Raw genomic sequence first — 12,271 nt, forward strand, 5'->3', positions numbered from 1 at the left:
GCTACGAAAGAGACGATAAATCAGCTATTTTTTATTCTGTTATTATTTTTTCCATTGTTCGATGCGGAATGTCCGCATCCATAAATTCTGGTGAAGTAATTACATAGCCAATTTTTTCATAAAAAGGGATGGCATAGGATTGGGCGTTTAAAATGATCTTTTCGAAACTTTTAGAAGCAGCATGGTCTTCGAGTGCTTGCATGATAAGTTTTCCAAGATGTTTTCCACGGAATTCAGGAAGAATACATACGCGTTCTACTTTTCCGATTCCAGAATCGCTTTCTCTGATTCTTCCCGCTCCGATTGGTGTATTTTCAGTATAGACGACAAAATGATCTGCCGTTTCATCAAGTTCATCAAGTTCTAGACTAAGGGGAACACCTTGTTCTTCGACGAACACTTTTCGTCTAACAGAAAACGCATCCTCCCTTTCCCCGCTAGTCGTCACGATTTTAACATCAAACAAATTTAGTTAGCTCCTTCAAGTCGGAATGTTTCAAAGACATTCCATGATCCATTTTCCAATTGGTATAGAAGATGAATACGGTCTATTGTTTCAGTATGATTTACGCCAATCATTTTCAATTGACCAATAATATCATCGTGTTCACCTGACGTAAGTTTTTGAGCGATTGTCACATGCGGAATAAATGCATATGGAGGTTCTTCGCCAAAGAAGTCATAATTCAAGTCTTTGTGTAAGTTCAATAATTCTTCATTTGTTTCAGCTTTAAAATAAATAGCATTTGTAATTGGGGCAAAAGTGCTTACCTTTGAAACCGTTAACTCGAATGGTCCGTGTTTATCCGTCACTTTTTTAATTTCTTTTGCTACTTCTTCAATCTCTTTGTCGTTCGCATCAAATACGCCTTTAATTGTCATGTGCGGAGTAATTTGCGCATAATGTGGGTCATATCGTTTACGATACCCGTTTGCTAAATCTTGGAGTTCTTTCGATGGAAAAGCTACAATACCATACTTCATTATGAAAACCTCCTAATAAAATTGTTGTAGATTGAAGCGCTAACAATAATTATAACAGAAGTATCCGTTAATTGTCATATATCTATTATTATTGACCAAACACCATTGAGATTGCTCGACGTACGTCGGGTTGCCAGTATTTCCAAGTGTGGTCTCCTTTGAATTCTTCATAGAAGTACGAAAACCCTTTCGATTCGACTAAATTCTTTAATTTACGATTCGGTTTCAAAAAATCTTGAACGCCGTCCTGTTGCGTATTTACTTCCGTTTCTTCTTCCCCTATTACGTGATAAATCGAAAATGCTGCTGTGTTTTCGACAGCATTCACTTTCTCGAGCACATGATCATCCACATACGGAGAATGCAAGATTACCTTTCCAAAAGTATTTGGATATTTAGTAGCTGCCAACAAGGAAATTGTCGCCGCAAGTGAATCGCCGATCAAGCCTCTACCTGCCCCTACTTGGTATGTAGGATAGTTATCGTCGATGAAAGGAACAAGTTCATGCGCTAAAAAGCGTATATAGGCTTCATGTTTATCACCATCGGGATGATACATGCGCCGTCTTTCGCTAACGCTTTTATAAGGAACGCCAAAGAAGATAACGTCTTCGATTTCTCCCGATTCAATAAATTCATCAATCACTCTTCCGACACGGCCGTACTGTATGTAATCTTTTCCATCAGATGCAATAAGGACTGCATATTTATAAAGCGGGGTATAATTATGAGGTAAATGGACAAGTACCTGCATCTCTTCGCCAAGCGCCTTACTCTGAATTGTAAATTCTTCAATCTTACCTTGCTTCATTTGATTTAGCCTCCTAGATTCATCTATGTTGAAATTGTAACATATTCACTTTCATTAGGTATAATGGAAGTAGTTCGAATTGACAGTCAGAAAAAAGGGGATGTATTTAATGATCAAAAAAAGAAAAGTCGTCCATTCACAAGTTGTTAGAGATGCCACGTTAGCTGCATTGGCACGGCGCAGGGTAGAAATTCAAGATATTGCAGACATCGTTTACGAAATGCAGTTGCCTTATAACCCGGATTTAGATATGGCTTATTGCATTGAATCCGTTGAAAGTGTGCTCGAAAAACGCGAACTGCAACATGCTATTCTAGTCGGAATTGAACTTGATGAGTTGGCTGAACAAGGTAAATTATCATCTCCGCTTCAAGAAATCGTTGTATCCGATGAAGGTTTGTTTGGTGTTGACGAAACAATTGCATTGGGAGCCGTCTTTACATACGGGTCAATTGCAGTAACAACGTTTGGTCATTTAGATAAAAATAAGATTGGTATTATTAATGAACTCGATACAAAAAAAGGACGCGGAGTCCATACATTCCTTGATGATCTCGTCGCAAGCATTGCGGCATCGGCAGCGTCAAGAATTGCACATAAATCAAGAGATATACAAGAAGCGAATAATTTAATTGATAAGGATTTGCCTTGAGTGTCGCACTAAAAAACTATAGAGTACTTGAATGAATCATATTCAAGTGCTTTTTTCATTGTATATACCGATATCTATTTCAGCCTGCCGCCCTCTGAGCGCCAAACGACTAAAGCCGCCGTCGAAACGACCAAAGCCCGACTCCAAACGACTAATACGACCATCGAAACGACTAAAGTGCTTCTTCAAACGACCAAAGTCACTAAAAACCTCCGATTTGGAGACCCATTTTTCTCGGCTATTCCCGCTGGAGTCGTCGCCCTGCACTCCAATCGACTATATATTTGTGATAATATATAAATTTTAAAAAAGAATTTAAAAAAAGTTTGTTTTAAATGTTTAACTTTTTTTATACGGGGTATATATTAAGTACAAGGCTAAACAACGGCGAAAGAAAACTGATAGACGAGTAACCTACAGTGGACTTTCAATGGAGATTTGCACAGCCTTGGCGGAAAATTTGCTTTACTGGCGAAAGTTATCTCGTCGGGAACCATGTAATTAGGTTTCAACCAATTCGTTCAATACGCAACGGTCAATCTGTATGGACGAATAGAACGTGTACCAATTAGCGGTAAGCAGTAAGTTTTTTGTTTGAAGTGCAACTTGAAAGCGGGCTGTGGAAGGTGTCAGTCACACAAAGTAACATGTGAAACCCTTGCCGGAAGAGGCTTAAGAAGACAGTCACGCAGGTCAAACTGCACTGACGGGGTATTCAATTAATCGTCAGAAAGAACAGTTTGTGAACATGAAAGTGAAATGAAGAACCAACAAATTTTCCGCGTAACACCCCCAGAATTATGGGGAAGGGAAAAAGCATGATCCGAAATACTGGATTATGCTTTTTTCGTGTATACTTATCCGGATTTTAATATGATTTCAATTTTACGTAGAAAAAACGAACCCAATTCCAACCATAACCAACTATAAAGAAGTGAAAATCCAAAAATCATTACTAAAATTAAACCATCAAAACTAGATGCGACAGCAGGTCCGAAAACAGGAAAACCTAGAATATACAAAGGTATACAAATTCCCGTAAATAATAACAAGCCATTCACAAGGATAATTTCTAAACGTCGATGGAAAATTTGAAATGTCCATCCAAGTCCAACCCCCAGTAATCCGGTTGTAAATGGAAAAATAAATAGTTCGCTAGGCTCCATTAATAACAATAATAAAATCGTCAAGATATAAGTTAACATCCCTGTTCGAATTGAAACGAGCGTACTAACTAATATCGGCAATGTTGTAAAAGGGCTCAGGAACATACCGATACCAGGCAACAGTCCTCCGGAGGCTTGTAAAATTGCTGCAAGCGATGCCATCAATGCGCCAAATAACGATTGCTTTAATGGTGACCAACGCAGAAAAATTTGATGAATATCATTGGGTGCTGATGATATAGAATTCATGAAATACACAAAATTCCTCTTTTCAATTAATTATTTTAGGTGTCTGAAAGCCCACTACCTTAATAGATTGATATGTAAACAATAGAGAGGAGATAAATGAATGGCTGAACAAGGAGTCATGGACCAAACCCAAATGGAGGATAAACCACAAAGAAGGCTCAATCCAAAAGATGTGCTAGTACCTGTAGGATATGAAATCGATGTGTTCGCAGATGGGTTAACAACACCGATAAACTTAACTTTTACAAGCAATGGGGAAATGCTAGTTGCTGATTCTGGTATTACGGACGGCAATGGGAAGGTGTTAAAAGTTAACGAGAGAAGGGTTTTCGCTTGTTGCGGATGGATTTAATCCGCCGTTAACAGGTATTACTGAACGTGAATGGAATATTTATGTTACGCATCGGCGCTATGTAACAATTATTCAACCCGAAGGAACGAAGAAGAACATCATTGAGGGTCTTCCGAGTAATGGCGATCATCATAATAACCGTGTCGTATTTGGTCCGGACGGCAAGATGTATTAGCGGCGGTTTTGAACGCCCGATTGACGCGGTATTCGATTCCGACGGCGTTTTATATGTACTTGATTTTGGACTGTTTGCTGGTGCCAGCGCCGTTCCGGGAACGGGTGTTATTTGGAAGATTAGAAAGACGGGGTGATTTGTTGAATAAAGAAAAAGCATGTTCCGTGGGGGAATCGTGCTTTTTCTTGTCATGTAATTTTTGTCAGCAACTTCTTTATGCATATAGATTAATGGGGAAACAAAAAAACAACGGAAGATTTTCCGCCGTACATTTACTAGAATGGGTACAAACTGAAAAAGAAATGTATTCTAATGGAGAGTGGAGAAATTGAAAACATTTGAATAAATGTCACATTTATAGAAGTCTTAACATTCAAGGGGGCATAAAATTGTCATTAAAAGTAGGGAAAATCATTACATTCGAACGGACTTTCATGGCAGAAACTGTTGAATTGTTTACTAAGATTTCAGGTGATGAAGGCATTCATCATCTAAGCCCTGATGAGCAGGGAAGACTTGTCGTTCAAGGTTTACTTACAGCAACTCTGCCAACAAAGGTGGGCGTAGATCATAACGTACTTGCTCGCAATATGAATTTTGAGTTTTTAAGGACCAGTGTTTACAGGCGATACAATAATTTGTGAAGTTACAATTGCAAAATACGAAAGGCAAGAAAACAATCGAACAGCTATTGCTGCATCCTTTATATGTGAAAATCAAGAGGAAAAAGAAGTGATCAGTGGAGATTTTTGGGTGTGATATTGTGAATACTTACGACGTTTATTATTACAAAAAGAAAAAACACCATCCAGAAGAGGATGATGTCTTTATGATGGTCCCAGACGGGCTCGAACCGCCGACTTCTACCTTGTCGAGGTAGCGCTCTCCCAGCTGAGCTATGGAACCAGGATGAAAATTATTGTGTCTCGTTTACCGGACAAACTCTATTATAGCCCATGTACATATTAAGTCAACCCTTTTTCATAAAAACTTATAAAGAAGTATACTAGAACTATAATTAAGAGTAAAAGTAGGTGATTTTAATAGACACTCAAATATCTCTTCCATTCATTTATGATTTTGACCGTGCACTTGATCGGCTATCCGGGGACCCGCTGAACTCGGTCGATGTGACTAATCGTATTTTACGCATTCCAATGGATGAGGGAAATGTTATTACAGTAAAAGCGACTGGAACGAAAGATGAACCTTCATTTATACTAAGCGGTGCCTTAAATAAAAATCAAATTCAAAAAATAAATGAAATCCTTCATTTCAATGATTCACTAGATGAGATTTCAGCACATTTTGCAAATACAGATTTGGCTACAATTTTTCAGGAACATGAAGGAACACCACTTATTCGAAGTTTTTCTCTTTACGGAACGTTAATGAGAAGTATTATTCATCAACAATTGAATATGTCATTCGCCAATACATTATCATTGCGTTTTGTTGAAGCTTTTGGAAGCGAGACGGACGGTGTTTTGCGGTATCCGTCACCCGAAATAGTCGCAAACCTAGAGGTTGAAACGCTCAGGGAAATGCAGTTCAGTTCTAGAAAGGCTGAATACATGATTGGTTTATCACAAGCAATTGCAGAAGGTTCCCTTGAACTCGAAAGTCTTCGACAGATGGATGACGATGAAGTAACCGCGAAACTTACCGCCTACAGGGGAGTAGGTCCATGGACAGCACAAGGCTTTCTAATGTTTGGACTTGGGCGTCCAAACTTATTTCCAATTGCAGACATCGGACTACAAAATGCACTCAAGATTTTATGGAAACTAGAAAAAAAGCCAACAAAAGAAGAAATCATCGCCCGCTTTCCACATTGGACCCCATATTTAAGTTACGCAGCGTTATATTTATGGCGAAGTATTGAGTGAAAAAAGTAATTAAAAACACGGTAGATGAATTTCATCACCGTACATAATATTTATTATAAAATAGCTGAAAAACTTAGAACCTCTCAGGTGATGAAAGGAGTTCAATGACTTGTGCTGGAAGAGGTCACTGTATAACTTTCTTTTATATTGAAAGTAGTTGATTGGAGTGGAGGGCGGCGACTCCAGCGGGATGTAGCGGGACAGGTGAGACCCCGCAGTGGAGCGTAAGCGACCGAGGAGGCTCACCGCCCGCCCCGTGGAACGCGTCCGCCCGGAACGGAAATCAACGGTTCAAATAAAAATCGAGCACTTGAATAATGAATCATTCAAGTGCTCGATAATAATTAAAACTTTAATTTAATGAACAATCCTTAATTAACAATCATGAATGTAAATGTTCAGTGCTTTCTTCTTCCTCTGAAAAATAGAGGAAATTCTCATCTTCAAGTTCAGAAAGTCTCTCTTTGTTAATACCAAGAGAAAGATTCCCCTCGAAAATTTCTTCCCACCAGGTTTCTGTCGTTGTCATTGTATTTCCTCCTTAATCAATTGTTTTTTCGAATTAAACATTATTTACCCTCGGTGTTATAATACAAACTGTAATCGGGCAAAAAGATTCGGAAGGCCTACTTTTTATATTAAAAATTTATCACCACTAAAGGAGCGAATCAATTGGGTAAAACAACCTTTGCACTTGTTGGAACAGGTATCGTCGGCGAACGTATTATTAAACAAATTCTTTCGAACGAAAATGCAGAAATTATCGCTTTGTTCGATGAAAATACGGAACGGCTAACTAAAATGGCGAATACATATGGTCTTTTTGCGGCATCCTCCTATGAAGAGGTTTTAGCATTAAAGCCGGAATGGGTATATATTGGGACACCTCCAGTATCACACGCGCCACTTAGTAAAATGGCAATTGAAGCCGGACTGAATGTTCTTTGTGAAAAACCGCTTGCACATGATGCAGAAGATGGATCGGTTATGTCGCAAGCTGCAAACGACAAAACGACATTAACGGCCATGCATTTCCCGCTCATGTACAGTCCATCTGTCAGGCATATGATGAAGCTTGTTGAAAAACGAACAATTGGCGACATTGTCCGTGTCGAATTTAATGCATATTTTCCACACTGGCCGCGACTTTGGCAACAAAATCCGTGGATTGGTTCACGCGAACAAGGCGGTTTTACGCGTGAAGTGTTCCCGCATTTTCTGCAACTTATGTATAGAATGTTTGGGAACATTAGGATCCAAGATCACAAAACGACATATCCAGTCGATGATACGCTTGCTGAGACAAGTGTCCTTGCCATAGGTGAAACTGAAAATAAAATACCAGTCCTTTTAAATGGGATTTCAGGAATCGGACAGGAAGAAGAACTGTCTTACATAGTATATGGAACCGAAGGCGTTTTAAAACTGCGTAATTGGTCGGAACTTAGCATCGCACAAAAAGACAGTCCTTTTGAAATATTGACTTCTTTCGATTCAGTAAAATCGCTTGTCGAAGAATGCATTTTCGGTTCGAACGGGGAAGCTGAAATCCTTGTGCCATTTTCTGAAGGACTCGTTGTCCAAATGCTAATTGATGAACTATTGACAGAAAAGTAATGATGGGAATTTGTGTATAATCATATGTTGCTATATAGAATTTTGCATTTTTCTATAATTCTGTCTATCATTGAAAGTATTAATAGAATGGAGGTAAGCGATGAATTTCACAGCGCAAGATGTTGAATCGATGATTGCCTTACAGCACCAGTTTTATTTCACTGGACAGACACGGAGTGCAGAATTTCGAAAGGAAATGCTAACGAAATTACGCGATGCCATTCTGGCAAATGAAGACGCGATTTCGGATGCGCTTCAAAAAGACTTGGGAAAAAGTTCGTTTGAATCATATGTAACTGAAATTGGCTTTGTCCTTTCAAGCATTTCGCATATGATTAAAAATGTAGAAGCTTGGATGAAACCAAAAGCGGCAAAAACGCCGATCCATCTACAACCATCTAAAAGCTTCATCGTTCGCGAACCATATGGATCCGTCTTGATTATGGCGCCGTTTAATTACCCATTTCAGCTTGTTATGGAACCACTGGTTGGGGCGATTGTTGGCGGAAACTGTGCGATTGTGAAACCTTCAGAATCCGCACCGCACACAGTTCGGATTGTAGAAAAAATTTTATCGGAAACATTTCCGCCCGAATATATTCGAGTGGTTGAGGGAGAACGGGAAGAAACAACTGCACTAATTCATGCGCCGTTCGATTATATTTTCTTTACTGGGAGCGTTGCAGTCGGGAAAGTAATCATGAAGGCTGCCGCTGAAAGACTGACGCCGATTACACTTGAACTCGGCGGGAAAAGTCCAGCGATTGTCGACCAGACCGCCGATCTTGTTCACGCTGCTGAACGCATCGTTTGGGGAAAGTTTTTAAACACCGGGCAGACATGCGTTGCGCCTGATTATCTCCTTGTTCATCAGTCGATTAAGAAGGAATTTATCGAGATTTTGACGGATACGATTCAAGACTTTTACGGCATGGATGCGAAAGAAAGTCCTGATTACGGCAAGATTATTAATGAACGCCAATTTATTCGGCTTGCGAAAATGATTGAAAAGGAATGGCCGCAAATCGTATTCGGCGGGGATTTTGACCGTTCTTCCTTATTCATTGAACCAACATTGCTTGATCGGGTGACTTGGGATAGTCCATCGATGCAAGATGAAATTTTCGGGCCGGTGTTGCCGATTCTCGAGTACGATAATCTCGGTGAAGTTATCCACCGAATTCGCCAATTGCCGAAGCCGCTCGCTGCTTATATGTTTACGGAAAACGAAGAAGCGGCTAATTATTTCATCGAAAGCTTACCGTTCGGTGGAGGCTGTATTAACGATACGGTTTCGCATGTCGGCAATACGAATTTGCCGTTTGGCGGAGTCGGTTCATCTGGCATGAATGCATACCACGGCAAAGAAAGTTTTAATCTCTTTACCCATGCAAAGTCAATGATGCAACGAAGCACGAAAATTCCTATGCGGTTTGCCTTTCCGCCATATGAAAATAAATTAAAACTAATTAAACCGCTTATCCGTTAATGGGTGCGGTTTTTCTTTTCTTTTGGGCTAGAATAAAAGTATACTTACTATAGGAAACAATTAGCGTTAAATTAGTGTGTGGATTTCCGCTGCAGGCGGACGCTTTCCGCGGGCGGTCCGTGAGCCTCCTTGTCGCAAGCTCCTGCGGGGTCTCACCTGGCCACGCTTTTCCCGCAGGAGTCGCCGCCTTCCGCTCCAATCCAAGAAACTTAGAAATTAGTGATGAAGCAATATTGAACTTTATAAAAGGATTTTTTAAATGGATCTAAATATGAAGCAAAGGGGATATCAACCATGACGAATGTATTTAATAAAGAAAAAACAATTGAACTTTTAAAACGACTCGTGGAAACACCGAGCCCATCTGGATATACATCGACTGTAATGGCGTTAATCGCAAAGGAATTCGAATCGATTGGCGTACCCTATAAAACAACAAATAAAGGTGCTGTCATTGCAACGATTGAAGGAACGGATACTTCAAAGCATCGCCTGCTAACTGCGCATACGGATACACTTGGTGCAATGGTGAAGGAAGTTAAAGGCAATGGCCGTTTAAAATTAACGATGATTGGCGGCTTTAATTGGAATGCTGTGGAAGGCGAATACTGCTTAATTCATACTGCTAATGGCAAAAAAGTTCGCGGAACGATTTTGATGCATCAAACGACTGTTCATGTGTATAGAGATGCAGGTTCTGCAGAAAGAAATGCGGATAATATAGAAGTGCGCATCGACGAAAAGGTATTTAATACAGACGATACACGTAAACTTGGCATTGAAGTAGGCGATTTTGTTTCTTTCGATCCTTGTTTTGAAGAGACGGATAGCGGGTTTATTAAATCCCGTCATTTAGATGACAAAGCAAGTACTGCTTTAGTCGTGGAATTAATCCGTTCATTAACAGAGCAAGATGTTAAACTTCCATATACAACTCATTTTTATATTTCAAATAACGAAGAAATCGGCTACGGAGGAAACTCCAATATTCCAGCTGAAACAGTTGAATACATAGCGGTTGATATGGGGGCGATTGGCGATGGGCAAAGATCCGATGAATATACAGTGTCAATCTGCGCGAAAGATTCAAGCGGGCCGTATCATTACGCGTTAACACAACATCTCGTCAGCCTTGCCAAAGAGAAAAAGATTGGCCATAAACTTGATATCTATCCATATTACGGATCGGATGCTTCAGCAGCTATTCGGGCGGGGTTTGACGTGAAACATGCGTTGTTTGGTCCTGGAATCGAATCATCGCACGCACTTGAGCGGACACATATCGATTCACTTAAAGCGACTGCAGAACTTTTATATGCTTATGTCACATCTGATATGATTGAATGAACGGAGGAAATTTGATGGATACGAAAGATTTACTTTCAATACTACCTGTAAAAAAAATAGAAGGCGCATTGCCGCGGGCGGTTACGGACCTTGCAGTTAATTCGCGGACCATAAATGCTGGCGGAATGTTCGTCTGTATTATAGGGTTTACTGTCGATGCCCATGATTTTGTTCAACAGGCGATTGACAACGGGGCGCGTGTCATTGTTGCGTCAAAGCCGGTTAATCTTGACTTAGAAAAAGTGGCTGTTGTAACGGTAGAAAATACTTCACGCGCGATTAGTTTATTAGCAGCGCGCTATTATCAATATCCTTCGAAAAAAATGACGATGATCGGCGTTACGGGAACGAATGGAAAAACGAGCGTTAGCGGAATCATTCAGGCTATTTTAAGAGCATCCGGAGAAAAATCCGCCGCATCCGGGACAATCGGATTCGACTTGGACGGTACACTTTATGAGACTGAAAATACGACGGGCGATGCGCTCACCACACAAGCAATGATTGCGCAAGCTGCAAATGAAGGCTGTAAAACGATGTCGATGGAAGTATCTTCTCATGGGCTTGTTGAAGGCAGACTTGCCGGAACCGAGTTTGACATAGCGGTATTTACAAACTTGACGCATGATCATCTTGATTTCCACGGAACGATGGACAATTACGGGGAAGCGAAAAGCCTTTTGTTTTCTCAGCTAGGCCAAGATCTTGAGAAAAGAAAATTTGCTGTCGTGAATGCAGATGATCCTTGGAGTGAGAAATTGCTAGAAAAGACAAGTTATCCAGTTTTGACGTACGGCATTAAGAATGAAGCTATATTCCACGGAGAAGATATCGTACTGAGCGCAGATGGTACAACATTTACATTGAATTCACCAGAAGGTAAATTCCCGGTGAAGATGAATTTAATCGGTGAATTCAGCGTGGCAAATGCACTCGCTGCAATAGCGGCACTGTACGCTAAAGGGATGGCTACGGCTGATCTCGTCAAGTATCTTGGTGAAATCGACTCTGTAAAAGGCCGAATGGAAAAAGTCGAGACGGAGTTGCCGCTAACCATGTATGTCGATTATGCGCATACGCCGGACGCAATACAGAAAGCGATCGAGGCGGTTCTTCCTTATAAAACGAATAAACTCATTTTTGTCATCGGCACAGGCGGCAATCGGGATCGTGTAAAGCGTCCAATTATGGCAAAAGAAGCGTCCGTGGCCGACTATGTTGTGTTAACGACGGATGATCCTCGCGATGAACCATATGAAACGATTTTGGGAGAGTTAGAAGTTGGAATGGAACATGACAACTACGCTTGCATTGGTGACCGTGCCGAAGCGGTTCGTCATGCAGTAGCCGTTGCGAATCCCAATGACATTATCATATTTGCCGGTAAAGGTCATGAAGACTTTCAAATTATTGGAAACACAAAACATCCACATTCCGATGCGGAAATCGCGTTGTTAGAAGCGGAGAAAAAGTTTGGATCGAAAGAAGTAAGGAATTAAGTTGAAGAACGAGCCGTCTAGTTCACTAGGCGGCTTAACTT

Annotated in this window: 14 protein-coding genes, 1 tRNA gene and 1 pseudogene; 10 read left to right on the plus strand and 6 right to left on the minus strand. The window is 40.5% G+C overall.

Translation table 11 applies throughout. The features are described from left to right. Positions 1 to 31 precede the first annotated feature (31 nt). The 3 genes from JSQ81_RS18210 to JSQ81_RS18220 all read right to left on the minus strand — a co-directional run bounded on the left by JSQ81_RS18210 (position 32) and on the right by JSQ81_RS18220 (position 1,795). Positions 32 to 466, minus strand: a complete 435-nt coding sequence (locus JSQ81_RS18210) for a GNAT family N-acetyltransferase (protein ID WP_212605402.1) — start codon at positions 464 to 466, stop codon at positions 32 to 34. Between the two features lie 2 nt (positions 467 to 468). Further along, positions 469 to 984 carry a YjcG family protein gene (locus JSQ81_RS18215; protein WP_212605403.1) on the minus strand — a complete coding sequence of 172 codons (516 nt, stop codon included), beginning with the start codon at positions 982 to 984 and terminating at the stop codon, positions 469 to 471. 88 nt (positions 985 to 1,072) lie between these two features. Further along, complete coding sequence (locus tag JSQ81_RS18220) at positions 1,073 to 1,795, minus strand: alpha/beta hydrolase (protein ID WP_212605404.1); 723 nt, start codon at positions 1,793 to 1,795, stop codon at positions 1,073 to 1,075. 109 nt (positions 1,796 to 1,904) lie between these two features. Between JSQ81_RS18220 and JSQ81_RS18225 the strand changes: the two genes are divergently transcribed. Beyond that, positions 1,905 to 2,447 (plus strand): phosphatidylglycerophosphatase A family protein, encoded by a 543-nt coding sequence (locus JSQ81_RS18225; protein ID WP_212605405.1) that lies wholly within the window; start codon positions 1,905 to 1,907, stop codon positions 2,445 to 2,447. 857 nt (positions 2,448 to 3,304) lie between these two features. On the opposite strand, the gene JSQ81_RS18230 is transcribed toward JSQ81_RS18225, so the two are convergent. Continuing rightward, complete coding sequence (locus JSQ81_RS18230; protein WP_212607736.1) at positions 3,305 to 3,862, minus strand: hypothetical protein; 558 nt, start codon at positions 3,860 to 3,862, stop codon at positions 3,305 to 3,307. A gap of 100 nt (positions 3,863 to 3,962) precedes the next feature. On the opposite strand from JSQ81_RS18230, the gene JSQ81_RS18235 reads away from it, so the two are divergent. From JSQ81_RS18235 to JSQ81_RS18250, 4 genes and pseudogenes are all read left to right on the plus strand, one after another. Then, positions 3,963 to 4,214, plus strand: a complete 252-nt coding sequence (locus JSQ81_RS18235; protein ID WP_212605406.1) for a hypothetical protein — start codon at positions 3,963 to 3,965, stop codon at positions 4,212 to 4,214. Between the two features lie 119 nt (positions 4,215 to 4,333). After that, positions 4,334 to 4,525, plus strand: coding sequence for a hypothetical protein (locus tag JSQ81_RS18240; RefSeq protein ID WP_212605407.1), 192 nt, complete (start codon positions 4,334 to 4,336; stop codon positions 4,523 to 4,525). Between the two features lie 4 nt (positions 4,526 to 4,529). Continuing rightward, a complete protein-coding gene (locus tag JSQ81_RS18245) occupies positions 4,530 to 4,721 on the plus strand; it encodes a hypothetical protein (protein ID WP_212605408.1) in 192 nt (63 codons plus the stop codon). 57 nt (positions 4,722 to 4,778) lie between these two features. After that, positions 4,779 to 5,148 (plus strand): annotated as a pseudogene (locus JSQ81_RS18250) (hotdog domain-containing protein). 74 nt (positions 5,149 to 5,222) lie between these two features. On the opposite strand, the gene JSQ81_RS18255 reads toward JSQ81_RS18250, so the two are convergent. Then, positions 5,223 to 5,295: transfer RNA gene (locus JSQ81_RS18255), tRNA-Val, on the minus strand. Positions 5,296 to 5,432: 137 nt separating this feature from the next. On the opposite strand from JSQ81_RS18255, the gene JSQ81_RS18260 reads away from it, so the two are divergent. Then, entirely contained in the window at positions 5,433 to 6,278 is an 846-nt protein-coding gene (locus tag JSQ81_RS18260) for a DNA-3-methyladenine glycosylase family protein (RefSeq protein ID WP_212607737.1), read from the plus strand. Between the two features lie 382 nt (positions 6,279 to 6,660). On the opposite strand, the gene JSQ81_RS18265 is transcribed toward JSQ81_RS18260, so the two are convergent. Beyond that, complete coding sequence (locus tag JSQ81_RS18265) at positions 6,661 to 6,807, minus strand: hypothetical protein (RefSeq protein ID WP_212605409.1); 147 nt, start codon at positions 6,805 to 6,807, stop codon at positions 6,661 to 6,663. 143 nt (positions 6,808 to 6,950) lie between these two features. Here JSQ81_RS18265 and JSQ81_RS18270 point away from each other — a divergent pair, with 143 nt between their 5' ends. From JSQ81_RS18270 to JSQ81_RS18285, 4 genes are all read left to right on the plus strand, one after another. Next, positions 6,951 to 7,895 (plus strand): Gfo/Idh/MocA family protein, encoded by a 945-nt coding sequence (locus JSQ81_RS18270; protein WP_212605410.1) that lies wholly within the window; start codon positions 6,951 to 6,953, stop codon positions 7,893 to 7,895. Positions 7,896 to 7,995: 100 nt separating this feature from the next. After that, entirely contained in the window at positions 7,996 to 9,384 is a 1,389-nt protein-coding gene (locus JSQ81_RS18275) for an aldehyde dehydrogenase (protein ID WP_212605411.1), read from the plus strand. A gap of 294 nt (positions 9,385 to 9,678) precedes the next feature. Continuing rightward, the gene (locus tag JSQ81_RS18280; RefSeq protein WP_212605412.1) at positions 9,679 to 10,731 is read left to right on the plus strand and encodes a M42 family metallopeptidase; all 1,053 of its coding nucleotides are present in this window, start codon (positions 9,679 to 9,681) and stop codon (positions 10,729 to 10,731) included. Between the two features lie 14 nt (positions 10,732 to 10,745). Beyond that, the gene (locus tag JSQ81_RS18285; protein WP_212605413.1) at positions 10,746 to 12,230 is read left to right on the plus strand and encodes a UDP-N-acetylmuramoyl-L-alanyl-D-glutamate--2,6-diaminopimelate ligase; all 1,485 of its coding nucleotides are present in this window, start codon (positions 10,746 to 10,748) and stop codon (positions 12,228 to 12,230) included. The last annotated feature ends 41 nt before the right edge of the window (positions 12,231 to 12,271 follow it).

The organism is Sporosarcina sp. Marseille-Q4063, assembly GCF_018309085.1.
Taxonomy (GTDB): domain Bacteria; phylum Bacillota; class Bacilli; order Bacillales_A; family Planococcaceae; genus Sporosarcina.

What these genes read in the sequence shown, in the direction of transcription:
- JSQ81_RS18220 (WP_212605404.1), bottom strand. Translation starts at nt 1,795, where the DNA reads ATGAAGCAAGGTAAGATTGAAGAATTTACAATTCAGAGTAAGGCGCTT.
- JSQ81_RS18225 (WP_212605405.1), top strand. Translation starts at nt 1,905, where the DNA reads ATGATCAAAAAAAGAAAAGTCGTCCATTCACAAGTTGTTAGAGATGCC.
- JSQ81_RS18280 (WP_212605412.1), top strand. Translation starts at nt 9,679, where the DNA reads ATGACGAATGTATTTAATAAAGAAAAAACAATTGAACTTTTAAAACGA.
- JSQ81_RS18275 (WP_212605411.1), top strand. Translation starts at nt 7,996, where the DNA reads ATGAATTTCACAGCGCAAGATGTTGAATCGATGATTGCCTTACAGCAC.
- JSQ81_RS18230 (WP_212607736.1), bottom strand. Translation starts at nt 3,862, where the DNA reads ATGAATTCTATATCATCAGCACCCAATGATATTCATCAAATTTTTCTG.
- JSQ81_RS18215 (WP_212605403.1), bottom strand. Translation starts at nt 984, where the DNA reads ATGAAGTATGGTATTGTAGCTTTTCCATCGAAAGAACTCCAAGATTTA.
- JSQ81_RS18265 (WP_212605409.1), bottom strand. Translation starts at nt 6,807, where the DNA reads ATGACAACGACAGAAACCTGGTGGGAAGAAATTTTCGAGGGGAATCTT.
- JSQ81_RS18285 (WP_212605413.1), top strand. Translation starts at nt 10,746, where the DNA reads ATGGATACGAAAGATTTACTTTCAATACTACCTGTAAAAAAAATAGAA.
- JSQ81_RS18235 (WP_212605406.1), top strand. Translation starts at nt 3,963, where the DNA reads ATGGCTGAACAAGGAGTCATGGACCAAACCCAAATGGAGGATAAACCA.
- JSQ81_RS18240 (WP_212605407.1), top strand. Translation starts at nt 4,334, where the DNA reads ATGGCGATCATCATAATAACCGTGTCGTATTTGGTCCGGACGGCAAGA.